The organism is Arthrobacter sp. 05L421 (assembly GCF_056397785.1).
On record NZ_JBFTOC010000003.1, the window covers coordinates 115,378 to 137,545 of the forward strand.

A 22,168-nucleotide genomic window follows, 5' to 3' on the forward strand; every position below is an offset into this window, starting at 1 on the left:
GGCCCCTGCTGCTAGCTAGTTGGGCGGGGTGGCTGCGTCAATCGCGGTGTCGTCCATTCCTGTGTTGTCCATGGAATGGAACACTTGCTGGGCGGTCTTGAAGGCGGTGTTGGCGGAGGGGACGCCGCAGTAGATGGCGGTCTGGAGCAGGATTTCCTTGATCTCGTCCCGGCTCAGGCCGTTGGTGATGGCGGCGCGGATGTGCATGGCCAGTTCTTCCCAGTGTCCGTGGGCCACCATGGCCGTAAGCGTGACGGCGGAGCGCATCTGGCGGCTGATCCCGGGCCGGGTCCAGATGCCGCCCCAGGCGATCCGGGTGATCATGTCCTGGAAGTCCTCGGTGAAGGAATCCTTGTTGGCGTTGGCGCGGTCCACGTGCGCGGCGCCGAGGACCTCGCGGCGGACTTTCATGCCGCCGTCGTAGATTTCCTGGCTGGTCGCGCCGGGCTGGACCACACCGTTGCGTTCGGGGCCGGTCATGCGTCCGCTCCCTGGGTCTCGGTCCAGGTGATGAGGCCCTTCAGCAGCTCGGCGATGTGGCCCGGAGCCTCGAACGGAGCCAGGTGGGCCACGCCCTCCAGGCTGACGGCCGTGGCCGTGCCGCCGCCGGCGGCGATGCCCGCGGCGACTTCCTCGGCCATCGACGGCGTTGCCACGGCGTCCAGGGCGCCGGCCACAACCTGGGTGGGGACGCGGATGGTGCCGAGCTGGTCCCGCACGTCGAAGCCGGCCAGGGCCTCGCAGCAGAAGGCGTAGCTGAGGCGGTCGGCGTCCCGGAGGGTGTGCAGAAGCCGGCTGCTGAGTTCGGGCTGGCTCTCCATGAATCCCGGGGCGAACCAGCGTTGCGCCGAGCCCTGGATCATCACCGGGGTTCCCTGGGTGCGCACGGTTTCGGCGCGCTCCAGCCAGCCCTCGGGAGTGCCGATCTTGGCGCCGGAGCACTGCACGGAGAGGCTCTTGAGCCGGTCGCCGTGCTTGATACCCAGCTGCAGGCCGGCGGCCCCGCCGAGGGACACCCCGGCGTAGTGGAAGCGCGCACCCGGGGCGATCGAATCGACCAGGCCGATCACGGCGTCCGCGAGGTCGTCGACCGTGAAGGTCTCCTGGGCCGCCGGCGAGACGCCGTGCCCGGGCAGGTCCCAGGCGACGACGTCGACGTCGTCCCCCAGTAGCGCGCCGGCCTGGCTCCACACGAGGGAGGATGTTCCGAGCGAGGGTCCGACGATGAGGAGGGGCTTCTCGCCCAGCGGGCGCTGGGGTGAGAGGAGGACTGCTTTGACTGTGGGTCTAGCCACGGGAGGCTCCATTCTGGAGGTGGGGGGCGCTGGTACGGTCAGCTTCAGGTGAGGCCGGGCCGGCGGCGTATTGCGGGTAGGCCGCGAGGATGCGGCGGGAGATGTCGAGTGCCTGGCCGAGGTAGTTGGCCGGGTTCAAAAGCTCCTCAAGCCGGGCGTCGGAGAGCAGATCGTTGGGGACGGCCGCGCGCAGCAGTGCCCGGTAGGTGGCCGCCTGCTCCGCGGCCGGGGCCTGGAGTGTTGTGTCCACGACGGCCTGTAACCGCTGTTTCCCGGTCCGGCCTGGTCCCGTCCCGGCGCGGCGCCCGTCCAAGAGCGGAGGGCTGTCCAGAAGCGGCGCGACGGCAGCGTTGACGGCTTCGGAGAGCAGCAGCGGGCCGGCGAGGTCCAGGTTGCGGCGCATCGCCACCGGAAAGACCTCCAGCCCTTCAGCCAATTCGCGCAGCTGCGCAGCGGCGCCGAGGGCCAGGCGCAGCAGCTGGCGCAGGGCCGCCCATTCGCTCTGCCAGGCGCCGTCGGGGCGTTCGTCGTTGAAATTGGCGGCGGCGAGGTGCAGCTGTGCGGCCAGGGCCGGGGACTGCAGGGCGGCGCTGCGGATCAGCACGGACAGCACGGGGTTCTGCTTCTGCGGCATGGCGGAGGACACGCCCCGCCCGGCGGCGCGTGGCTCGGCGAGCTCGGCCACTTCCGGCCGGCTCAGGAACAGGACGTCGGCGGCCATCTTGCCGGCCGCGTCCGTCACGGCCGCCAGCGCGTCGCCGAGCGAGGTCACGGCCAGCCGGTTGGTGTGCCACGGGGCCGGCACGGTGGCGAGACCCAGGCGGGCGGCCAGCCGGTCGGCGAGGTCCAAGGGGGACAACACAGCACCATCGGTCAACACAGCGCCGGCGGCGAAGGTCCCGGCGGCGCCACCGGTCTGCACCGGCAGTTCGAGGGTTTCCAGCCGGCTGGCCGCGGCGGCGAGCCCGTTGAACCACTGCGCGGCCCGCAGCCCGAAGCTATAGGGCAGCGAGTGCTGGGTCAGGCTGCGGGCCACACAAAGCGTGGCCGCATGGGCCTCGGCGAGACCGGCAAGAGCGGACGTTGCCGCCTTGAGCTCAGCGAGCAGTTCGCGCACTGCCCCGGCAGCGAGCACCATCAGGGCCGAGTCGAGCACGTCCTGGCTGGTCAGCGACGTGTGGACGGCCTGTACAGCGCCAAGTCCGGCGCCGTCCAGGTTCCTGACCTGTTCCCGGAGGTCGGCCAGCAGCGGGATGACGGGGTTGCCGCCGCCCTGGGCGCGGACGGCGATTGCCGCGACGTCGTACCGCTGTACGTCTGCGGCGGCGGACACTACCGCGGCGGACCCGGCCGGGGCGAGGCCCGCCTCGTCCAGGACCGCCGCCCAAGCGGCCTCCACCTTGAGGATGGCGGCGAGCACCGCACGGTCCCCGGTCAGCGCCGCCACCAGCGGCGACGACGACACGGGACTCAGCAGGCCAAAGTCGCCGTCCAGGCCAGAGTCAGCGTGCAGGCCGTCGTCGGCTTCGAAGGACGTCACGTCGAGGGACCCTCGGCGTCGCTGAAATCCAGGAACACAGTCTCGCCCTCGCCCTGCAGGCGGATGTCCCAGCTCAGGCCGCCGTCGGGATCCCGGCGCGCGATCAGGGTCCGGCGCCGTTCCGGGTCCAGCGAGCTGAGCAGCCGGTCCTGGGACAGTGCCGCCTCGTCCTCCGGCAGGTAGACCCGGGTGAACAGGCGGTTCATGAGGCCGCGGGCGAACACGGCCACCGCGATGAACGGCGCGGCCCCGGGTTCGGTGGGTCCCGGGTTCACGGTGGTGAACGTGAACGTGCCAGTGTTCCCCACGGCAGTGCGGCCAAAGCCCGTAAAGGTGTAACCGTCACGGACCAGGGAGCCCGCCCGGTGCGGGACGTTGCCGTCCGCGTCCGCCTGCCAGATTTCCAGGATTGCGTCCGGGATCGGGTGGCCCGCGCCGTCATACACGGCGCCCTGGAGCCGGATGGATCCCGGGGAACCGGGGGGCAGGAGCTCGCGGTCCTTGGCGTACGGCAGGGCGTAGCCGAAGAACGGTCCGACTGTCTGGCCCGGTGTCGGGGTGAGTTTACTCATGGTGGTCGCCTTCCGCTCCGAGGGCCTCGTTTTCGGTCCAGGTCCGCTTGGACCCGGTGAGGACGATGTCCCAGTTGTAGGCCATGGCCCATTCGGGTTTGGTCTGCTCGTGGTTGTAGGTGGCCACGAGCCGGTCGCGGGCGTCCTGGTCCACGATCGACTGGTAGATCGGGTCCAGGGGGAACAGCTGGTCGCCCGGGAAGTACATCTGGGTGATGATCCGCTGGGTGAATTCGGAGCCGAACACGGAGAAATGGATGTGGGCCGGCCGCCAGGCGTTGAGGTGGTTCTTCCACGGGTAGGCGCCGGGCTTGATAGTGGTGAAGCTGTAGGTGCCGTCCGTGCCCGTGATGCAGCGGCCGACGCCGGTGAAGTTGGGGTCGATCGGCGCCGGGTGCTGGTCGCGCTTGTGGATGTAGCGGCCGGCGGAGTTGGCCTGCCAGATTTCGACGAGCTGCCCGGCGACGGCGCGTCCGTCGCCGTCGATCACGCGGCCGGAGACGAGGATGCGTTCGCCCAGCGGCTCGCCGTGGTGCGCGATGGTGAGGTCCGACTCGAGCGCGTGGACGTCCATGTGCCCGAACGCCGGCGAATACAGTTCAATGGTTTCCGGGTCCGCGTGGTGCAGGCTCTTCGTAGGGTGACGCAGGACGCTGCTGCGGTACGGCGCGTAATCCAGCCGCGGCTGGATCTCGGCCGGGGCTCCGTCCTCGAGGGCCCGGGCGTAGGCCTCGCCGATCGCCCTCATCTCGGCACTGAGGTCGGCCTGGGTCTCAGCGGCGGCATCCCCGGCAGGGACAGCCCTGGCATGTAGCTTGGGTGCGGCCTCCGTGGTCTGGTTGGCCAGGTCCTCGGTGATCGGGTCGGCATTGAATATCTCGAGGTTGATTTCTTCAGGCACAGCAGCCTCCTTTCGATGGTGTGATTGTTGTTCGGGCAGTGATCAGGAACGGCGGGCCAGCTGGTGCAGGTGGTCGTACTGGACGGCGTGCCGCACGGGCGCGTTTGGAGCGCCGTAGCCGTCGTAGGAGCCGCGGCGTTCCACCATTTCGAAAAACACGCTGCCCACCGTGGCCGTGTAGAAATGCAGGAATTCGCCGTCGGCATCACGGTCGTAGAGCAGATTGAGCTCGCGGAGCGTGGCCAGGAAATCAGATTCCAGCGCGAACCGGGCATCGAGGTCCTCGTAGTAATTCGCCGGGATCTGCAGGAAATCCAGGCCGCGGTCCCGGGCGGCCCGGGCCGTCGCCACCAGGTCATCCACCGCGAACGCGATGTGTTCCTGGTAGCCGGGGCGGGGGCCGGTTGTCCCTGCGACGCCAGCGGCGCCTGGGGCGCTCCCTTCCTGCTGGATCAGCGGGGCCAGGTTCAGCACCAGGCGGACGCCGCGGTCCTGCGTGAGCATCACCTGGGACCGGACCAGCCCGGTGGGGCTGGCCACCTCGGCGAACGGCTGCGGTTCCAGCGCCAGGGCGCTGGTGTAGAAGAGCACGGCCTCATCGAAGTGCTGCCACGGCTGGGCGAGATTGACGTGGTCGATCACGGCGCCCGGGTTCCCGGCCTGTTCCGCCGCGGGTTGGTCCAGGCCGTCGCCGAATTCCCGGGTCCACGCGGCGGTGCCGTCCGGGTTTCCCTGGCACAGGAAGATTTCGGTGGAGTCCGGGGCGGCGAAGCCCTGGAAGATCTCCTCATTGGCCTGGCTCTTGCGCGGCACGGCCGGGGCCTTGAGCTGCTGGGCGCGGGCGGCCGCGATCACCGGGGAGTCGACGTCGAAGCCAACGGCAGAAATGGCAGCGGAAATAGCGGGGGCCGACGTCGGCTGGCCGCCGGCGGGCGGCTCTTCGTTGATGATCACGCGGGCATGGCCCATGGTCCACAATTGCACGTCCTTGGTCCGATGCCGCCCGTTGAACGCAAACCCCAGCTGGCCGAGCAGGGTTTCCAGGCCTGCGGTGTCCCCTGCGCGGACTTCGGCGAAGTTGAAGCCTGCGGGCTCGGCCACCCGGGGAAGCGTGGCGAGCTCCATGGGGTAGCGGCGCCGGGAGGTGGCGCCGGGCGCCTGGCCTGTCACACCGCCTGCTGTCACACCACCTGCGGCGGGGGCCTGGTTTGCCTCCAGCCAGGCGGCGCTTTGCTCTTCGAGCCAGATCAGCGACCGCATGGCGTCGACGGCGGTACGTTCGACGTCGGACTGGCGGAAGACGTCGTTGAACACCTCCAGCGACACCGGCCCGGTGTAGCCGGCGCGGACCACGTGGCCCATGAACTTGGCGAGCTCGAACTGGCCCTCGCCCGGGAACACCCGGTAGTGCCGGCTCCAGGACAGCACGTCCATGGACAGCTTGGGGGCATCGGCGACCTGCACGAAGAAGATCTTCTCCGGGTTGAAGGCCTCGATCGGCGCGGTGTCCCAGTCCCGGGAGAGGATGTGGAAGGAGTCCAGGCAGGTGCCCAGGTTGGGGTGGTCCACCATCTCGACCAGCCGGTGGGCGTGCTCGTAGTCGTTGACGTACTTGCCCCAGGCCAGGGCCTCATAGGCGACCTTGACGCCGTGTTCACCCGCGAGGTCCGCGAGCCGGGCGAGCTGGGTGGCGCGGAGCTCGTCATCGTCGATCGTGGCCGTGCCGACGTTGGAGCAGAGCAGCATGGTGTCCATGCCCAGGCGGGACATGAGCCGGAATTTGGCGGCCGCGCGGCGCAGGTTGGCGGCGAGCAAGTCCTCCGGGACGCTGTCGAAGTCGCGGAACGGCTGGTAGAGGTCCAGGGTGAGCCCGAAGTCTGCGGCCAGTTTCCGGACCTCCTCTGGGCTCAGCGGGGAGGTCACGAGGTCCTGTTCGAAGATCTCGATCCCGTCGAAGCCGGCCACAGCGCAGGCCTGCATTTTTTCCCGCAGGGTGCCGGCGAGGCAGACGGTGGCGATTCCGGTGCGCATCAGGCGGACACTTCTTCCGCTGCGACCAGTTCCAGGAAGTGTGAGCGCATCCGGTCGGCGTCGGCCGGGCGCCCGGTGAAGATCCGGAACGCGTCCGCCGCCTGGCCCACGGCCATCCGGCCGCCGTCGAGCACCTTGCAGCCCTTGGCGCGCGCCTCGCGGACAAGCTCGGTTTCGATCGGCCGGTACACGATGTCGGCCACCCAGTGCCGGGACTCCACGAGGGACATGTCCAGCGGAACGCCCGGGTGGGCGGCCATGCCCACGGGGGTGCAGTGCACCAGACCGTCGGCCTGCGGCATGAGCTGCGGGAGCTCTGCCGTCGTCCGGGCAGTGACGGTCCGGTCCGGGAAGAATCCGGCGAGTTCTGCCGCCCGGGCGGCGCAGCGGGCCGCGTCAGTGTCCACGAGGTCCAGCTCGCGGACTCCCGCGGTGAGCAACGCGTAGGCGACGGCGGAACCGGCGCCGCCGGCACCGAGCTGCACCACGCGGTCCAGGGTGGCCCCGGGGAGCCCGGAGGCCAGCGCCGCCGCGAAGCCGGAAAAGTCGGTGTTGTAGCCGATGAAGCGGCCCTCGCGGATGACCACGGTGTTGACGGCGCCCAGGCGCCGGGCGTCGGCCGAGACCTCGTCGAGATAGTCGAGCACCAGCTGCTTGCAGGGGTGCGTGATGTTCAATCCGTTGAACCCCAGGCTCCGGGCGCCGGCGAGCAGCTCCCCCACGGCCTGGCCGGGCAGGCCGAGTTCGGTGAGGTCGATGGGGCGGTAGAGGTACCGGAGGCCCTGCACGTCGCCCTCGCGTTCGTGCATATAGGGCGTCAGGGAGGGCATGACGCCGTCTCCCACGAGGCCTACGAGGAAGGACTCTGCTCGATTGCTCATCCGGTTAGCTCCTTTGACAACTGCACTCGGCGGGCGGTGACGCTTGCGGCGTCCGCGGCGGGCCGGGTGATGGGGATTACATTACAGACTTTGTTCACATGTTGCACTATTGTTCGAATGACGAACTTCTTATTACGAAACCCCTTGCTGCGCCGGCGGGCTCGCCTCCGCCGCTGAAGCGGTCCGGCCGTTACCGCTGCGGCGGCCTGTCCGTTACCGCTGGGGCAGCCTGTCCGTTACCGCTGGGGCAGCCGGGCCGACAACTCCGCCGCCGCCGCCTGCAGCAACGGCACCAGGGCCACCAGTGCTTCCATGCTCAGGCGGAACACCGGGACCGCCGTGGCCAGCGAGGCGAAGGCGTGACCCTGGGCATTGAAGACCGGGACCGCGACGGCGCGCATGCCGAGCTCGTTTTCCTCGTCCATGGTGGCGTAGCCCTGGCGCCGGACCTGTTCGATTTCCGCCCGGAAAGCGTCGCGGTCCGTGATGGAGAGCGCCGTGAGCGGCTCCAGGGGCAGCTCGTCGACGAGCTGGGCCCGGGCGGCGTCATCGGCGAACGCCACCAGCGCCTTGCCCACCGAGGTGGTGTGCAGTGCCCCGAGGTGGCCGGGATCGCTGGTAACCCGGAAGGTCTGCGGGCCGTCCACCTTGTTCACCGTCAGGTGGTGGATGCCGTCCCGTACGGAGAGGATGGTCGCCTCGCCCGTCTCCTCGGTGACTCGCCGCAGGATGGGCAGGGCCGTACCTGCGAACCCGTGGTGGTTGGAGACGCGCTGGCCGAGCTGGAAGACCCGCAGCCCCAGGTGGTAGCGGCGGCCGTCCGGCTCGTAGTCCACAAATCCGTCCCGCGTCAGGGAGCCGAGCAGGCGGTAGGTGGTGCTGAACGGCAGCTCGGCCCGCCGGGAGATTTCCGCGGCACTGGCGCCGCGCGGCTCATCCCCCAGGAGGACCAGCAGGCCCAGCGCCTTGCCCACCATGTCCGTCCTCGAGTCCTCCCTGGCGGCCTTAGCGGGCTTCGGGGGAGCTTCTAACGGTGGGCCGGAAACAGCGGGTACATCTGTGTCTTGATTCACACTCATGTATTCATGTTCCCACATAGTGAGAGCTATTTCTAGATGGTGATTATTTTTCTTGACAAGTGACTGCGCTCACAGTCATGCTTGCTACATCGCACAAGTAGCTTCCACCATGTGGCTACTAGTCCGGGTCTTTCCACGGACTTCCGGTTGCACCACACTTGAACAAACGGCAGCCGAGACCTTCCTGATCCATCCGCGACAACGTCGTCACACCAAAGGAACACCATGAGCCACACTGTCCCGTCCACGACGCCGGGTATCACCACAGGAGGGACGCCGAAGAAGGCTGCCCTCGCCAGCTTCCTGGGCAGCGCCGTCGAATACTACGACTTCTTCATCTTCGGCTCCGCGGCGGCGCTGATCTTCCCGCACGTCTTCTTCCCGGACGCGGACACCAACGCGGCCATCATGTCGTTCGCGACCTTCGGTTTCGCCTACGTGGCCCGTCCGGTCGGCGCGGTCATCCTCGGCCACTTCGGCGACAGGGTGGGCCGCCGGAAGGTCCTCATGTTCACGCTGCTGCTGATGGGTGCCTCCACCTTCGTCATCGGCTGCCTTCCGGACTTCAAAACGGTCGGCTGGTGGGCTCCGGCGCTGCTGGTGCTGGCACGGCTCTGCCAAGGCCTGTCCGCAGCCGGCGAGCAGGCGGGCGCGTCCTCGATGACGCTCGAGCACGCCCCGGACAACCGCCGTTCCTTCTTCACCTCGTGGACCCTGACCGGCACCCAGGGCGGCCAGATCCTCGCCGCCCTCGTCTTCATCCCCGTCCTGGCCCTGCCCGATGAGATCAAGTACTCCATCGGCTGGCGCATCCCGTTCTGGCTCAGCGCCGTGGTTGTGCTGATCGCGTTCTTCATCCGCCGCACCCTCCATGAGCCCCCGGCGTTCGAGGAAGCGAAGAAGACCGCGCAGATCTCCAAGCTCCCGGTTGCCGACCTCCTCAAGGACCACTGGCGCGATGTCCTCCGCGTCATCGCCTGCGCCTTCATCGCCGCCGTGTCCACCGTCTTCGGCACCCTGGCCATCAGCTACGCCAAAAACGTCGCCGGCGTGGACGGCACCACCACCCTCTGGCTCGTGGTGGGCGCCAACTTCATGGCCTTGGGCACGCAGCCGCTCTTCGGCATGCTCGCGGACAAGATCGGACGCAAACCGGTCTTCATCTACGGCGCACTGTCCAGCGCTGTCCTGACGCCGGTGTTCCTGCTGAGCCTCGAATCCGGCAGCGTCCCTCTGATGTTCCTCGCGGCAATCGGGTTCTTCTCCTTCGGCTACGCTGCAGCCAACGCGGTCTGGCCCTCCTTCTACGCCGAGATGTTCAGCACGAACGTCCGCTTTTCCGGCCTCGCGATCGGCACCCAGTTGGGCTTCCTGATGGCCGGGTTCGCTCCGGCGATCGTCGCGGCCATGGGCGGCATCCAGGCCGGCGGTTGGGTCCAGATCAGCATCTTCACCGGCATCATCTGCCTGATCGCCACCGTCGCGGCACTGACGGCCAAGGAAACCTTCCGCGTCCCCACCCGGGAACTCGGCCAGCACTAGGCCGGGCGCTGCGTTCCCGCCCACTTGCCGACCCGAGTGCCCGGCGTGTCCACAGGACACGCCGGGCTTTTCGGTGTGTCGGGGCACGGCCTGAAAAGCAACCGGGAAGGAGCGCAGAGGAGACCGGCCGCCACTAGCTGTTGCCGGCCCCCAGCACCTCGGCGAGATCGAACTTCACCGGCTCCTCCAGCTGGTCGTAGTTGCAGGAACGCGGATCCCGGTCCGGACGCCAGCGCACGAACTGGGTGGTGTGGCGGAAACGTGCGCCCTCCATGTGGTCGTACTTCACTTCCACGACCCGCTCGGGCCGCAGCGGGGTGAAGGACAGGTCCTTGCCGCCGCTCCACCGGCTTCCCTCGGCATTCCGCGGCGTCCGCGCCCCGTCCTCCTGCCGGGCCCAGGCCCAGGGGTGGTCCTCGAAACCGGTGACCAGCTCCTGCAGCTCGGCAAACAGCTCCATGCGCCGCGCCATCGGGAAGGCACCCACGACGCCGACATTCGCCAGCACCCCGGCGTCGTCGTAGAGTCCCAGGAGCAGCGAGCCGATCCTGTCCGGACCGGAGGTGTGCACGCGGTATCCGGCGAGCACACAGTCCGCCGTCCGTTCGTGCTTGACCTTGACCATCGCGCGCTTGTCGGGCTGGTAGGTGCCCTCCAGCGTCTTGGCCACGATGCCGTCCAGTCCGGCGCCCTCGAACTGCCGGAACCAGCGTTGCGCGGTGTCCCGGTCGGCGGTCGCGGCAGTCAGGTGGACCGGAGCCGCGCTGGCTGCGAGTGCGCGTTCGAGCTCCCGCCGGCGCTCGGCGAAGGGCTTGCCGGTGAGGTCCTCGTCGCCCAGGGCCAGCAGGTCGAAGGCCACGAAACGCGCCGGGGTCCGGGCCGCGAGCAGCTTCACCCGGCTGGCGGCCGGATGGATGCGCTGCTGGAGCGCATCGAAGTCGAGCCGGTCCCCGGAGGCCGCCACCAGGATGATCTCACCGTCCACCACGCAGCGTTCCGGCAGCCCGGTCTTCAGCGCCTCGACGAGCTCGGGGAAGTAGCGCGTCATCGGCTTGCCGTTCCGGCTGCCGATCTCCACCTCGTCGCCGTCACGGAAAATGATGGAGCGGAATCCGTCCCACTTCGGTTCAAAGAGCCAGCCCTTTCCGGTGCCCGGCACCGGCAGGGCGGGGAGGGATTTGGCCAGCATGGGCGCAATGGGAGGCATCAACGGCAGTCGCATAGCGCCCATTCTTGCGCCGCGGGCCGGGCACCGCCACCCCCACGCAGTTGTTGCTCTACGAGGGTTTCCTCAGCAGGGGTTTCCTCGACACGGCCCCGCCCCCACGGTAGACATGGGTGATGGCTTCCATCGGGTTCCACGCCTCGCATGAACAGATCAGCCCCGGCCGCCTCCTCAAGGACGTGCAGCTGGCCGAGCAGGCCGGCTTCGATGCCGCCATGTGTTCGGACCACATTGAGCCGTGGTCCGCCCGGCAGGGCCACTCCGGGTTCGCCTGGTCCTGGCTCGGGGCCGCGCTGGCCACCACCGGCCTGCGCTTCGGGGTGGTGACGGCGCCCGGCCAGCGCTACCACCCGGCGATCATCGCCCACGCCTCGGCCACCCTGGCGGACATGTTCCCCGGCCGCTTCTGGATGGCCCCGGGCAGCGGCGAGTACATGAACGAGCACGTCACCGGCGAGGCGTGGCCGCCCAAGGAAACGCGGCAGCGCCGGCTGGAGGAGTGCGTTGACATCATCCGCCGGCTCCACGCCGGCGACCTGGTCACACACCACGGGCTCGTCACAGTGGAGCAAGCCCGGATCTGGGACGTTCCGGAGACCAAACCCCCGCTCATTGCCCCCGCCGTGAGCGTGAAAACAGCGCGCCGGGCGGCGGCCTGGGCGGACGGACTGGTCACCGTGAACCAGCCGCCAGAAAAGCTGAAGGACATGCTGGCGGCCTACCGGGACGCCGGTGGCCGCGGGATCGCCGCCCTCCAGGTCCACCTGTCCTGGGCGCCGACAGAGGCCGAAGCCGTCGCGATCGCCGTGGACCAGTGGCGCACCAATGTCTTTGCACCGCCGATTCCCTGGGACCTGCCCACGGCGGCCCATTTCGACGGCGTCAGCGCCGGTGTCCAGGAGGACCAGGTCCGGGCGGCCGTCAACATCTCCGCCGATCCCGGTCAGCACGCCCACTGGCTCGCCTCCTACCTTGACCTTGGATTCGATGAGCTGTACCTGCACTTCGTCGGCCAGGAGCAGGCGCCGTATATCGACGTCTTCGCCGAACACGTCCTCCCCCAGCTCCGGCCAGCTGGATCGACCCTGACCGGAACGGACCGTGCGCTGTGAGAATCGCCGAAACCTCTGACCTCTGGTGGAAAAACGCGGTGATCTACTGCCTGGACCCGGAGACATTCTTCGACGGCGACGGCGACGGCACCGGGGACTTCGGCGGGCTGATCCAGCGCGTGGACTATCTTGCCGCTCTCGGAATCACCTGCATCTGGCTCATGCCCTTCTACCCCTCCCCGGACCGGGACGACGGCTACGATGTCACCGACATGTACGGCGTGGACCCCCGGCTCGGGAGCCCGGGGGACCTGGTGGAATTCATCCGCACCGCCAACGACCGCGGCATCCGAGTGATCGCAGACTTCGTCATCAACCACACCTCCGACCGGCACCCGTGGTTCGTCCAGGCCCGCAAATCCGTGGACAACCCCTACCGCGACTATTACGTCTGGCGGAAGGACACGCCGCCGGACACCTCGGACCAGGTGGTGTTTCCCGGCGAGGAGACGTCCATCTGGACCCAGGACAAGGCGACCGGTGAGTGGTATCTGCACATGTTCTCCAAACACCAGCCGGACCTGAACGTGATGAATCCCAAGGTGCGGGACGAGATCGCGAAGTCGATGGGATTCTGGCTTCAGCTGGGCCTGGACGGCTTCCGGCTGGACGCGGTGCCCTTCTTCCTGGAGTTGCTCGGCGAGCCCAAGGATGAAGCCGCGAAAATCGACCCGCACCAGTACCTGAGCGCCCTGCGCAGCTTCCTCAACCGCCGCCACGGCAGTGCCGTGCTGCTGGGCGAGGTCAACCTCCCGTACAAAGAGCAGCTGAAGTACTTCGGCGGCCCGGCCGGCAACGAGCTGAACATGCAGTTTGATTTCCTCTCGATGCAGAACATGTACCTGTCACTGGCCCGGCAGGACGCCCGGCCGCTGGCCCGGACGCTCAGCAGCCGTCCGAAGATCAACCCGGACAACCAATGGGCCATGTTCGTCCGGAACCACGACGAACTCACGCTGGACAAACTCAGCGATGCCGAACGCGCGGAAGTCTTCGCGGCCTTCGGCCCCGATCCCGACATGCAGATGTACGGCCGGGGACTGCGGCGGCGGCTGCCCACCATGCTCGACGGCGACCCGGCCAGGATCCGGATGGTCTACTCCCTGATGTTCTCGCTGCCGGGCACCCCCGTACTTTTCTACGGCGAAGAGATCGGGATGGGCGAGGACCTGCGGGCGAAGGGCCGCTCGGCCGTCCGCTCCCCCATGCAGTGGGACGACACCGGGAACGGCGGCTTCTCGACCGCCCCGGCCGGGGACCTCGTGGCCCAGCCCGTGGACGGACCCTTCGGCCCGGCGCACATCAACGCCGCGGCCGCGAAACGGGATCCGGACTCGCTGTGGAACTTCGTCGCGACGCTGATCCAGCGTTACCGGGAATGCCCCGAACTCGGCTGGGGCAGGTTCGAGCTCATCAAACAGGCCTCGCCGGCAGTGCTGCTGCACCGGTGCACCTGGGACGGCTCTATGGTGATTGTCGCGCACAACTTCGGCGCCGACCCGGCGTTCGTTACGGCCACGGTGCCGGCGGAATCGCCGGGGGAGCTCGGGGAAGGCGAGGAAGGCGTGCCGGAGGCTCCGGACGGAACGGGCGGTGCCGGGCCTTCGTACGCCGGTGCCGTGCTCCGGGACCTGCTCGGCCGCGAGGACATCCCGCTCTCCGACGACGGATCTTTCGAACTCCCGCTGGACCGCTACGGGTACCGCTGGTTCAGGGTCCAGCACCCGGGGGAACGCCAGCTCCCCTGAGGTTTCCAGCCTGCATTGGCGGCCGCCGACATAACGGGAACCGGCATGAAGGAGGCCGGTAACCGCGGCGCCGTCGAAAACTAACGGTCCCCTTACCGTGCTGAAACGCGGACGCAACATTGGCGCAGGAGACTGGAACTGCCGGCAAGAGCAGGCACCAACTCCAGTCCGGGAGGCCCCGCCATGTTGAAGGAAGCGAAAACCCATGTAACCCGTATCCGCGCCCTCGACCAGCTGCACCGCGGCGACGAGATCGAGGCCCGCCTGCGCGTGGGCCCGAACTACGACGACGTCGTGGTCCGTCGCGGCAGCGTCCAGGAAACGGCCCCTGGAATCGGCGTCGTCTGGATCATGGACCGCCAAACCGGCATGCGCAAAGCCATCAATGCCGACGAATGCTCCGTCTGGCGGGTCGCTTGAGGCGTCAGCCTCCCGCCACTGACTGGATGATGAGGACTTCCTGGCCTGGTGTCACGGCGGTCACCAGGCCCTGCAGCCGCCGGATTTCATTCCCGTTGACGTATATATTCACGTAACGGCGAACAGCCCCGGTCTCGTCCCGCAACCGCCGCGACAGCGCCGGATAGTCCCCGGTCACCGCATCCAGCAGCCACTCCACCGTCACCGCCGCCTCCACGGGCGCAGTCAGGATGGACTGCCCGCCGGCCAGCGGTTGAAGGACGCTCGGCAAGACAACGCTGATCGCGGAGTCCGCCGGCATGGGCTCGCGGCTGATCATGGCGCTGTTCATGCGATTGTTCATCCCTTCACAGCTGCGCCGAAAGCAGGGCGGCGGAAACCACCGCAGCCCGCACGCACAGCACATCCGGCAGGTGCGAGGCCACTTCGGTGAAGTGTTCCCCCTCGTCGGCGCTGGCGTAGACACTGCCACCCCGCGTCCCGAAGTAGACGCCCGCGGGCTCCGCGCCGTCCACGCTGGCAGCATCGCGCAGCACGGCGTTGTACTCGGCTTCCGGGAGCCCGGCGTCGAGCCGCTTCCAGCTGGCACCGGCGTCATCCGTCCGGTGCACGGCCAACTTCCCGTCCGGCGGAATTCGTTCGCCGTCAGCCTTCAGCGGGATCACCCAGGCTGTACCGGCCCGGCGCGGATGCGTCAGCATCACGAAGCCGAAGTCCGCCGGCAGCCCCTCGGCGATCGACTCCCACGATTCGGCGTCGTCGTCGCTGCGGTACACGCCGTGGTGGTTTTGTGCGTAGAGGCGGCCGTCGACGGCGGCGTCGGCCGCGATCTTGTGGACACATTGGCCGAATTCCGGGTTGGGGTCCGGCATGAAGTAAGCAGAAATCCCCTTGTTGCGCGGCTCCCAGGAGGTGCCGCCGTCGAGCGAGCGGTAGACCCCTCCTGTGCTCATGGCAACGTGGACTTTCTCCCCCGTGGGGTCAACGACGATCGAGTGCGCCGCGGCGCCGCCATAGCCGGCGCCCCATTCGCTGCGGTGCGGATGGTCCCACAGGCCGCGGTTAAGCTCGAAGTGCTCGCCGCCGTCGGTGGATTTCCAGACGGAGATCGGTTCGCAGCCCGCCCACACGACGCCGGGGCGGGAATCGGCGTCGGGATGGATCTGCCAGATCCGTTCCAAGGCGGCGTCGGTGCCGTCGGGGAACGTGATGGCGCCGTTTTCGGGTTCGCTCCAGCTTCCGCCCAGGTCATCGGAGTGGAAAACCGTGGGACCCCAGTGCTCGGAGCGGACGCCCACGAGGATCCGGGTCCTGCCGTCGCGGGTATCGATGCCGATGCTGGGGACCTCACTCATCAGAAAATGCGGCCCGGTCAGGGACCACTCCCTTCGGTCCGGGCTGGTCGCCAGCCAAAGGCCCTTCTTGGTCCCGATCGCCAGGACATAACTCTCTGCAGTAGCCATGCGTCCCATGCAACCATCCCCGCCGGACAGCCGCAATGGTTTCAACCCCGCGCCGCAGGTATGCGCTAGCGCGCCGGCGGCATCGGTATCAGTCGACGAACTCCGACTGCGTCTCGATGAAGTCCCAGTCCGCAGAAGTCAATACCGCGGCGCCGCCGGCGGATGATTCGGCGGGACGGGGGCCGCCTGCGGCGGCGATCCCCTGCTGTACGGCGTCGGGCAGTTCGACGGTCCGGAGGTTTTCCCGGAGCCATTCCTTGCTCGCCAAATCCAGATCCAACCACCACATGTAGATCTCCACGGCGGCCACCTCCTCCTGTGTCCTTCAACCGTAGGCCCCGGCCCCGGGCTGTTCAAGGGACTCCGCCGCAAACGGTGCCAGCAGCGCCCCGAGCTGCGGGAACGGGGACTATGCCCCTGTTCAGGGCGGCACCCCGGAACCAGAATGAAGTATGTCCGACAACCCCGCCAACGGCACGGCGCCCCTCGTGGTGGGCGTGGTTCCGGGGCAGCATCCCGAAGTGCTGCAGACGGCGGCATCCCTTGCGAAGACCCTCGCCGCGCCAATGATCTGCGCCTACGTGGACGAGGCAAGCTACCTCGTGGAGTGGGATCCTGTGCGGTCTTCGCACCGCCTGTCGCTGCGCCCGGACGCGGACGACGCCCGGATCCGGGAGACCACCCGGGAGTTGCGTTCCGTGATCGAGGCGCGCTGCGCCAGCCTGGGGATCGACTGGACGCTGCGCACCCTGGCCGGAGACCCCGCCAGGGCTATCGGCAGGCTGGCCGCGGACGCCAACGCGTGCATGATCGTGGTGGGGACTCCCGAGCGCGGCATCGGCCACCGCATTTCCACGGCGCTCAACGGCTCTGTGGCGGCGTGGTTGAGCCACCATCAGGACCGTCCGATCCTGATTGTCCCGGCGGCCGCTCCGGCGGGTAGAAAATAAAGCGAAAGTACTTATTCGGGGTTCTGGTGTTATCCCACGTCCGCCGAGTAAGCTCAATGAGTAGACGGGAAGAACCGTCTACCCCAAAGCTGCTCCGGAGTGCGTATCCCCCAATAACGCACTCCGGAGCTCTTTAATTTGCCCAACGGCCCAGATGAGACACCGGCCCGCACGGAGGCTTGAAACATACCCCTAGGGGGTATAAGTTGGGGACATGAGCGAGTCAGAACTCCCCGGCGCGGCGCGCCTGGACGCGGAGCCCCTCGGCCTATCACCCCACGAGCAGCACGGCTACACGGCCAACAAGGATGCCTACCTCCGCCGACTCAAACGGATCGAAGGGCAGGTCCGCGGCATCGCCCGGATGGTTGACGAGGACAAGTACTGCATCGACATCCTCACCCAGGTCGCCGCCGTCACCAAGGCCCTGCATGCCGTGAGCCTGGGCCTCGTCGAAGAGCACATCGGCCACTGCGTAGTCGGCGCCGCCGCCGAACCGGATCCCGAGCTTCGGGCCGAGGCCATCGATTTCAAAGTCAAGGAAGCCACCGATGCCATCGGACGCCTCCTGCGCTAGGACCTGCACCACCCATCACACCACCGGGCCGGGGAACCAACACCTGCCCAGCGACAAGGAGCACGCCATGGCCACCGTTTCCACCACCGTCAACGTATCCGGCATGACCTGCGGCCACTGCGTGTCCTCCGTCAGTGAAGAACTTGAGGCGCTCTCCGGAGTCGAAAAGGTCGACGTCGATCTCAAGGCCGGCGGCATCTCCGCCGTCACGATCACCTCCAGCGAAACACTCTCCTCCTCCGAGATCGGCGAGGCAGTCGCCGAGGCCGGCTACCTCGTGGTCGCCAGCGAAGCCTGAGTGGCCTTCGCGCCGGCGGGCGCAGCCGCCGGCCAGCGGGGCCGCCGGCCAGCAAGCCCGCCGCCGTCGGACGGCACAAAACGAAGCGACAGGGAAAAGACACAGTGAGCAGCGATCAGTTGTTGGACCGGGCCGGAAGCCGGGTCATTGACCTTGATATCGAGGGCATGACCTGCGCCTCCTGCGTCAACCGCGTCGAGCGCAAGCTCGGAAAGCTCGACGGCGTCGAGGCCAGCGTCAACCTGCCACTCGAGTCGGCCCGTGTCAGCGTCCCGGCGGACATTACCGACAACCAAATCACCGCCACGATCGCGGCCGCCGGCTACAAGGCCACGGTCCGGACCCCCCGGTACCCGGACACCCCGCGTGAGCCCACGGGACCCCCGGCCAGCACCGCGACTCCGGCCGGCTCAGCCGCGCCCTCTCTCCGCCCGCGGCTCGCCGTGGCGGCCGCACTCACCGTCCCGGTTTTCGCGATCTCGATGATCCCGGCGCTGCAGTTCCCGAACTGGGGCTGGGCGGCCGCCGTCCTGGCCCTGCCGGTGGTCACGTGGGCGGCGTGGCCGTTTCACCGCGCCGCGGCCGCCAACGCCCGGCACCTGGCCTCGACCATGGACACCCTGGTGTCAATCGGCGTGATTGCTGCCTACGCGTTCTCGGCCGGCGAGCTCCTTGCCGATCCGGGCATGACCGCACACCCGGCAGCGGAGGGGATGGGCTCCAGCGCCCTGTATTTCGAGGTCGCATCAGTAGTCACCATGTTCCTGCTGCTCGGCCGCGAGCTCGAGGCCAACGCCAAACGGAAGGCAGGCGACGCCCTGAGGGCCCTGCTGGACCTGGGCGCGAAAGACGCGACCGTCCTGCGCGGCGGCACCGAGCACAGGATCCCGGCCGACCAGCTGGCCGCCGGCGACGTGATGGTGGTCCGCCCCGGCGAGAAGATCGCCACCGACGGCGTGGTCCTCGACGGCGCCTCGGCCGTGGACGCCTCCCTCGTGACCGGCGAATCCGTGCCGGTGGAAGTTGGCCCGGACAGCCAGGTCACCGGAGCCACCATCAACACCTCCGGCCGGCTCCTGGTCCGCGCCACCCGGGTCGGATCTGAAACCACGCTGGCCCAGATGGGCCGCCTCGTCTCCGCGGCGCAGACCGGGAAAGCCCCCATCGCCCGGCTCGCAGACCGCATCAGCGCCGTCTTCGTACCGGTCGTCCTGGCCATCGCCGCCCTCACCTTCGGGGCCTGGCTGGTGGCGGCCGGGCCGGCCGCGGGCCCCGACGAGGTCCGGGCGGCCTTCACCGCCGCCGTCGCCGTGCTGGTCATCGCCTGCCCCTGCGCCCTGGGGCTGGCCACGCCGGTGGGGCTGCTCACCGGAACCGGCCGCGGCGCCCAACTCGGCATCCTCATCAAGGGGCCGCAGATCCTCGAGGACACCCGGAGGGTGGACACGATCCTGCTGGACAAGACCGGGACCGTCACCACCGGCCGGCTTGCCGTAGACAGCATCCAGGGCTTTGGACCGCACAGTGCAGCCGAGGTCCTGCGCCTCGCAGGGGCCGTGGAATACGCCTCCGAGCACCCGATCGCCCGGGCCATCGCCACTGCAGCATCGGCCGCAGATTGCTTGAACGACGACGGCGCCGGCCACCCCGCCGTGGCCGGCTTCCGTTCCGCGCCCGGCGGGGGCGTCCAGGGCACCGTGGACGGCCGGCTGGTCACCGCCGGGCGCACCGGCTGGCTGCTGGAGCTCGGCATCGCCCCGTCCCCGGCCCAGCGGGAGGTGCTGGGCGCTGCCGAGGACTCGGGCACCACGGCCATCTGGGTTGCTGTTGACGGCGAGACCGCCGGCATCATCCGCCTGCGGGACACCGTCAAGCCCGGCTCCGCCGCCGCGGTCACCCGGCTCCGGGAACTGGGGCTCCGGCCGATCCTGCTGACCGGCGACAACGCCGCCGTGGCCGCGCAGGTGGCGGCCGCCGTCGGGATCAGCCCGGAGGACGTCTTCGCGGGTGTGCTCCCCGAGGGCAAGGTCCAGGCCGTGCGGAAGCTGCAGGCGGCGGGCGCCACTGTGGCGATGGCCGGGGACGGGGTCAACGACGCCGCGGCGCTGGCGCAGGCGGACCTGGGCGTCGCGATGGGCTCCGGCACCGACGTCGCCATCGAGGCCGCGGATCTGACGGTGATGGGCAACGACCTCGGGCAGGTGGCGCAGGCGATCGAGCTCTCCCGCCGGACGCTCGGCACCATCAAGACGAACCTTTTCTGGGCCTTCTTCTACAACGCCGTGGGCATCCCGGTGGCAGCACTGGGCCTGCTCAACCCGATGATCGCCGGCGCCGCGATGGCCGCCAGCTCGGTGCTGGTGGTGGCCAACTCGCTGCGGCTGCGCAGCTTCGGCAGCTAAGGCCGCCCTCGCCCGGGCGGCGCCCCTGGCTCAGGCCGCGCCGTAGCGGACGGCAGCCCGGGCTTTGGCCTTGGCGGCTTCCTCCCCGCGGTCCTTGGCCGGGGCATGGGTCACCAGGGCGTCGAGCAGGTGCTGCGTCGCGTGGGCAATCTCGTGCACGGCCCGGTTGAAGGCCTCTTCGTTGGCCTTGGACGGCTTGGTGCTGCCACTGATCTTGCGCACGTATTGCAGCGCCGCGGCCTCCACCTCGGCGGTGGTGGCGTGGGGCTCAAAATTGTGGAGGGTCCGGATGTTTCGGCACATATCTCCATGCTAGGTGCCTTCTGCCCAGGGAACGAGGGCCCGAGGCGAGAATGCTGGCACCCGGCAGGCAGGCCCGCCGGGTGCCAACGCGCGTGGCTTACGGCACGGGCTCGCAGTCGTTCGCGTGGTCCAGCGCTGCCGCACCGGTGCCGGCCGGGGCCCGGAGCTCGTCCAGCCGGACCAGCACCACGCCCCCGACAATCAGCAGCCCGCCCAGGAGCTGGATGGGTCCGGGCAGTTCGCCGAGCAGCAGCCACGCCCAGATGACGGCGAACAGCACCTCGGTGAGCGAGACAAAGGAGGCGACCTTCGAGCCGAGCGCCCGCGCGGCGACAATGCCGGACACGTACGCCACCACCGTGGCCAGGACCACGAGGCCGCCGAGGGCCACCCACCACGGGGTGATCCAGGGTCCCAGGCGGGTGTCGGCAGTGCTGAAGGCCATCGGCAGCAGCCCGGTTGCCGCGGTCAGCCACATGACGATGGCGCCCACCATGAGCCCGCCGGAAGCCAGGACGATCGGCGGGAGGGTGTCGTTTTCCTTGGCGGTGATGAAGAAGTAGATGGCGAGGCAGACGGCGGCGGCGATCCCCCACAGCACGCCGATAGGGTCGACTTTCACAGCGCCGGTGAGGTCCAGGACCAGGACCAGCCCGCCGAGGGACAGGAGCGTGCCGGCAATGGTCAGCGGCCGCGGCCGTTTCCGGCTGGCCGCCCACAGCCAGAGCACGATCAGGACCGGCGCGAGGTACTCCAGCAGCAGGGCGACGCCGACCGAAAGCCGGGACACGGCGTTGAAGTAGAACAGCTGGCAGGCGGCGACGCCGATGAATCCGAACAGCACGACGGTCACCCAGTTGTCACGGAGCTGGTGCCACCGCCCGCGCAGGGCCGCGAGGGCGGGGATGGCCAGAATCAGGGCCGCGCCCGTGAGCCGGGCTGTAACGGCGGCGCCGGGGGTCCAGCCCGTTTCCAGGAGCGCCTTGGCGAAAGATCCGGAAAGCCCGAATACCGCGGACGAAAACAGGGCGACCCCCAGACCCGAGGCCATGAAGCCCGACGCCGCGCCGGCCCGCTTGGCCCCCCGCTCGGCACCCGGCCCCGCGCCCCGCGTGGCGCTGGCCGGTTCGGAGGCAGGCCGCAGGGCAGCGAGGTCTCGGACCGGAGCGGCGACGGGGCGTTGGGGGGCAGACACGGCAATCTCCTGTCAGGAGTAAAGTAGGGTTATGGTCATGACATTACGCCCGGACGAGGTAAGGAGTCAAGATGGTTTTTGCCCCTGACACGGAAGTTGCCCTGCGTTCTGTGGTCAACCTCATCAACACCGCCGCCAACGGTGAGGAACACTTGGCCACGGCCAAGGATCTGGATGACTTCCTGGAGTCCGAGGGCTTCACCGGCTCCCGGACCCGCGACGAGTCCGAGCTAGCCAGCGTGCGGCGCCTGCGCAGCGAGCTCGCCGAGCTCTGGCTGGCGGAGGAGGCCACTGCCGCGGAGACCGTAAACCGGCTGCTCCGGGAGGCTCGGGCACTCCCCCAGCTGGTCAAGCATGATCCCTGGGACTGGCACCTGCACGCCACTACCCCTGAGGCGCCGCTGGCCGATCGGATGAGCACGGAGGCGGCCATGGCGATCGTTGACGTGATCCGGAGCAAGGAAATGGACCGCCTGCTGGTGTGCGCCGCGGATGACTGCGACGCCGTCGTGCTGGATCTGAGCCGCAACCGCTCGAAGCGCTACTGCGACACGGGCAACTGTGCCAACCGTGCACACGTGGCCGCATACCGGGCGCGGAAAGCCGCATCGTGACGGCCACGGCCGCCTACTGC

The 22,168-nt window shown here is 68.7% G+C and carries 23 protein-coding genes; 9 read left to right on the forward strand and 14 right to left on the reverse strand.

What is annotated here, in order from left to right:
* Positions 1-15 precede the first annotated feature (15 nt).
* The 8 genes from pcaC to AC1DKQ_RS05470 all read right to left on the reverse strand — a co-directional run bounded on the left by pcaC (position 16) and on the right by AC1DKQ_RS05470 (position 8,299).
* Positions 16-480: a 4-carboxymuconolactone decarboxylase gene (gene pcaC, locus AC1DKQ_RS05435; RefSeq protein WP_476918403.1), complete on the reverse strand. Its 465-nt coding sequence runs from the start codon at positions 478-480 to the stop codon at positions 16-18.
* Positions 477-1,295 carry an alpha/beta fold hydrolase gene (locus AC1DKQ_RS05440; RefSeq protein WP_476918404.1) on the reverse strand — a complete coding sequence of 273 codons (819 nt, stop codon included), beginning with the start codon at positions 1,293-1,295 and terminating at the stop codon, positions 477-479. The genes pcaC and AC1DKQ_RS05440 overlap by 4 nt, the downstream gene beginning before the upstream one ends.
* Positions 1,288-2,835, reverse strand: a complete 1,548-nt coding sequence (locus AC1DKQ_RS05445) for a lyase family protein (RefSeq protein ID WP_476918405.1) — start codon at positions 2,833-2,835, stop codon at positions 1,288-1,290. Before AC1DKQ_RS05445 ends, AC1DKQ_RS05440 begins: the two co-directional genes overlap by 8 nt.
* Positions 2,832-3,407 (reverse strand): protocatechuate 3,4-dioxygenase subunit alpha, encoded by a 576-nt coding sequence (pcaG, locus tag AC1DKQ_RS05450; RefSeq protein WP_476918406.1) that lies wholly within the window; start codon positions 3,405-3,407, stop codon positions 2,832-2,834. Before pcaG ends, AC1DKQ_RS05445 begins: the two co-directional genes overlap by 4 nt.
* Positions 3,400-4,308, reverse strand: coding sequence for a protocatechuate 3,4-dioxygenase subunit beta (pcaH, locus tag AC1DKQ_RS05455; RefSeq protein ID WP_476918407.1), 909 nt, complete (start codon positions 4,306-4,308; stop codon positions 3,400-3,402). The genes pcaG and pcaH overlap by 8 nt, the downstream gene beginning before the upstream one ends.
* Positions 4,309-4,350: 42 nt before the next feature.
* Entirely contained in the window at positions 4,351-6,339 is a 1,989-nt protein-coding gene (locus tag AC1DKQ_RS05460; RefSeq protein WP_476918408.1) for a TIM barrel protein, read from the reverse strand.
* The gene (locus AC1DKQ_RS05465; protein ID WP_476918409.1) at positions 6,339-7,220 is read right to left on the reverse strand and encodes a shikimate dehydrogenase; all 882 of its coding nucleotides are present in this window, start codon (positions 7,218-7,220) and stop codon (positions 6,339-6,341) included. Before AC1DKQ_RS05465 ends, AC1DKQ_RS05460 begins: the two co-directional genes overlap by 1 nt.
* 236 nt (positions 7,221-7,456) lie before the next feature.
* Positions 7,457-8,299, reverse strand: coding sequence for an IclR family transcriptional regulator (locus tag AC1DKQ_RS05470; protein WP_476918410.1), 843 nt, complete (start codon positions 8,297-8,299; stop codon positions 7,457-7,459).
* 225 nt (positions 8,300-8,524) lie between these two features.
* Here AC1DKQ_RS05470 and AC1DKQ_RS05475 point away from each other — a divergent pair, with 225 nt between their 5' ends.
* The gene (locus tag AC1DKQ_RS05475; protein ID WP_476883027.1) at positions 8,525-9,841 is read left to right on the forward strand and encodes an MFS transporter; all 1,317 of its coding nucleotides are present in this window, start codon (positions 8,525-8,527) and stop codon (positions 9,839-9,841) included.
* Between the two features lie 133 nt (positions 9,842-9,974).
* Here AC1DKQ_RS05475 and AC1DKQ_RS05480 read toward each other — a convergent pair whose 3' ends face one another.
* Complete coding sequence (locus tag AC1DKQ_RS05480) at positions 9,975-11,063, reverse strand: ATP-dependent DNA ligase (RefSeq protein WP_476918411.1); 1,089 nt, start codon at positions 11,061-11,063, stop codon at positions 9,975-9,977.
* Between the two features lie 119 nt (positions 11,064-11,182).
* On the opposite strand from AC1DKQ_RS05480, the gene AC1DKQ_RS05485 reads away from it, so the two are divergent.
* The 3 genes from AC1DKQ_RS05485 to AC1DKQ_RS05495 all read left to right on the forward strand — a co-directional run bounded on the left by AC1DKQ_RS05485 (position 11,183) and on the right by AC1DKQ_RS05495 (position 14,346).
* The gene (locus tag AC1DKQ_RS05485) at positions 11,183-12,178 is read left to right on the forward strand and encodes a TIGR03885 family FMN-dependent LLM class oxidoreductase (protein ID WP_476918412.1); all 996 of its coding nucleotides are present in this window, start codon (positions 11,183-11,185) and stop codon (positions 12,176-12,178) included.
* The gene (locus AC1DKQ_RS05490; protein WP_476918413.1) at positions 12,175-13,926 is read left to right on the forward strand and encodes an alpha-amylase family protein; all 1,752 of its coding nucleotides are present in this window, start codon (positions 12,175-12,177) and stop codon (positions 13,924-13,926) included. The genes AC1DKQ_RS05485 and AC1DKQ_RS05490 overlap by 4 nt, the downstream gene beginning before the upstream one ends.
* 183 nt (positions 13,927-14,109) lie before the next feature.
* On the forward strand, positions 14,110-14,346 hold the full coding sequence (locus AC1DKQ_RS05495; RefSeq protein WP_476883031.1) for a hypothetical protein: 237 nt from the start codon (positions 14,110-14,112) through the stop codon (positions 14,344-14,346).
* 4 nt (positions 14,347-14,350) lie between these two features.
* Here AC1DKQ_RS05495 and AC1DKQ_RS05500 read toward each other — a convergent pair whose 3' ends face one another.
* The 3 genes from AC1DKQ_RS05500 to AC1DKQ_RS05510 all read right to left on the reverse strand — a co-directional run bounded on the left by AC1DKQ_RS05500 (position 14,351) and on the right by AC1DKQ_RS05510 (position 16,110).
* Positions 14,351-14,677 carry a MoaD/ThiS family protein gene (locus AC1DKQ_RS05500; protein WP_476918414.1) on the reverse strand — a complete coding sequence of 109 codons (327 nt, stop codon included), beginning with the start codon at positions 14,675-14,677 and terminating at the stop codon, positions 14,351-14,353.
* A gap of 16 nt (positions 14,678-14,693) precedes the next feature.
* Positions 14,694-15,818 (reverse strand): WD40/YVTN/BNR-like repeat-containing protein, encoded by a 1,125-nt coding sequence (locus AC1DKQ_RS05505; protein ID WP_476918415.1) that lies wholly within the window; start codon positions 15,816-15,818, stop codon positions 14,694-14,696.
* A gap of 79 nt (positions 15,819-15,897) precedes the next feature.
* Positions 15,898-16,110: a hypothetical protein gene (locus tag AC1DKQ_RS05510; protein WP_476883033.1), complete on the reverse strand. Its 213-nt coding sequence runs from the start codon at positions 16,108-16,110 to the stop codon at positions 15,898-15,900.
* Between the two features lie 151 nt (positions 16,111-16,261).
* Here AC1DKQ_RS05510 and AC1DKQ_RS05515 point away from each other — a divergent pair, with 151 nt between their 5' ends.
* From AC1DKQ_RS05515 to AC1DKQ_RS05530, 4 genes are all read left to right on the forward strand, one after another.
* Positions 16,262-16,759 (forward strand): universal stress protein, encoded by a 498-nt coding sequence (locus AC1DKQ_RS05515; protein WP_476918416.1) that lies wholly within the window; start codon positions 16,262-16,264, stop codon positions 16,757-16,759.
* Between the two features lie 214 nt (positions 16,760-16,973).
* Complete coding sequence (locus AC1DKQ_RS05520) at positions 16,974-17,336, forward strand: metal-sensitive transcriptional regulator (RefSeq protein WP_476918417.1); 363 nt, start codon at positions 16,974-16,976, stop codon at positions 17,334-17,336.
* Between the two features lie 67 nt (positions 17,337-17,403).
* The gene (locus AC1DKQ_RS05525) at positions 17,404-17,634 is read left to right on the forward strand and encodes a cation transporter (protein ID WP_277524670.1); all 231 of its coding nucleotides are present in this window, start codon (positions 17,404-17,406) and stop codon (positions 17,632-17,634) included.
* Between the two features lie 167 nt (positions 17,635-17,801).
* Positions 17,802-20,036 carry a heavy metal translocating P-type ATPase gene (locus AC1DKQ_RS05530; RefSeq protein WP_476918487.1) on the forward strand — a complete coding sequence of 745 codons (2,235 nt, stop codon included), beginning with the start codon at positions 17,802-17,804 and terminating at the stop codon, positions 20,034-20,036.
* Between the two features lie 30 nt (positions 20,037-20,066).
* Here AC1DKQ_RS05530 and AC1DKQ_RS05535 read toward each other — a convergent pair whose 3' ends face one another.
* Both AC1DKQ_RS05535 and AC1DKQ_RS05540 read right to left on the reverse strand, forming a co-directional pair.
* A complete protein-coding gene (locus AC1DKQ_RS05535) occupies positions 20,067-20,339 on the reverse strand; it encodes a DUF2277 domain-containing protein (RefSeq protein ID WP_476883036.1) in 273 nt (90 codons plus the stop codon).
* Between the two features lie 97 nt (positions 20,340-20,436).
* Positions 20,437-21,390, reverse strand: a complete 954-nt coding sequence (locus tag AC1DKQ_RS05540; protein WP_476883237.1) for an EamA family transporter — start codon at positions 21,388-21,390, stop codon at positions 20,437-20,439.
* A 215-nt stretch (positions 21,391-21,605) separates the two neighbouring features.
* Here AC1DKQ_RS05540 and AC1DKQ_RS05545 point away from each other — a divergent pair, with 215 nt between their 5' ends.
* The gene (locus tag AC1DKQ_RS05545) at positions 21,606-22,148 is read left to right on the forward strand and encodes a CGNR zinc finger domain-containing protein (protein WP_476918418.1); all 543 of its coding nucleotides are present in this window, start codon (positions 21,606-21,608) and stop codon (positions 22,146-22,148) included.
* The last annotated feature ends 20 nt before the right edge of the window (positions 22,149-22,168 follow it).

Coding starts and splice junctions, on each gene's coding strand:
- pcaC (WP_476918403.1), bottom strand. CDS start 480: ATGACCGGCCCCGAACGCAACGGTGTGGTCCAGCCCGGCGCGACCAGC.
- pcaG (WP_476918406.1), bottom strand. CDS start 3,407: ATGAGTAAACTCACCCCGACACCGGGCCAGACAGTCGGACCGTTCTTC.
- AC1DKQ_RS05460 (WP_476918408.1), bottom strand. CDS start 6,339: ATGCGCACCGGAATCGCCACCGTCTGCCTCGCCGGCACCCTGCGGGAA.
- AC1DKQ_RS05465 (WP_476918409.1), bottom strand. CDS start 7,220: ATGAGCAATCGAGCAGAGTCCTTCCTCGTAGGCCTCGTGGGAGACGGC.
- AC1DKQ_RS05470 (WP_476918410.1), bottom strand. CDS start 8,299: ATGAGTGTGAATCAAGACACAGATGTACCCGCTGTTTCCGGCCCACCG.
- AC1DKQ_RS05475 (WP_476883027.1), top strand. CDS start 8,525: ATGAGCCACACTGTCCCGTCCACGACGCCGGGTATCACCACAGGAGGG.
- AC1DKQ_RS05480 (WP_476918411.1), bottom strand. CDS start 11,063: ATGCGACTGCCGTTGATGCCTCCCATTGCGCCCATGCTGGCCAAATCC.
- AC1DKQ_RS05485 (WP_476918412.1), top strand. CDS start 11,183: ATGGCTTCCATCGGGTTCCACGCCTCGCATGAACAGATCAGCCCCGGC.
- AC1DKQ_RS05495 (WP_476883031.1), top strand. CDS start 14,110: ATGTTGAAGGAAGCGAAAACCCATGTAACCCGTATCCGCGCCCTCGAC.
- AC1DKQ_RS05500 (WP_476918414.1), bottom strand. CDS start 14,677: ATGAACAGCGCCATGATCAGCCGCGAGCCCATGCCGGCGGACTCCGCG.
- AC1DKQ_RS05505 (WP_476918415.1), bottom strand. CDS start 15,818: ATGGGACGCATGGCTACTGCAGAGAGTTATGTCCTGGCGATCGGGACC.
- AC1DKQ_RS05515 (WP_476918416.1), top strand. CDS start 16,262: ATGTCCGACAACCCCGCCAACGGCACGGCGCCCCTCGTGGTGGGCGTG.
- AC1DKQ_RS05520 (WP_476918417.1), top strand. CDS start 16,974: ATGAGCGAGTCAGAACTCCCCGGCGCGGCGCGCCTGGACGCGGAGCCC.
- AC1DKQ_RS05525 (WP_277524670.1), top strand. CDS start 17,404: ATGGCCACCGTTTCCACCACCGTCAACGTATCCGGCATGACCTGCGGC.
- AC1DKQ_RS05530 (WP_476918487.1), top strand. CDS start 17,802: ATGACCTGCGCCTCCTGCGTCAACCGCGTCGAGCGCAAGCTCGGAAAG.
- AC1DKQ_RS05535 (WP_476883036.1), bottom strand. CDS start 20,339: ATGTGCCGAAACATCCGGACCCTCCACAATTTTGAGCCCCACGCCACC.
- AC1DKQ_RS05540 (WP_476883237.1), bottom strand. CDS start 21,390: ATGGCCTCGGGTCTGGGGGTCGCCCTGTTTTCGTCCGCGGTATTCGGG.
- AC1DKQ_RS05545 (WP_476918418.1), top strand. CDS start 21,606: ATGGTTTTTGCCCCTGACACGGAAGTTGCCCTGCGTTCTGTGGTCAAC.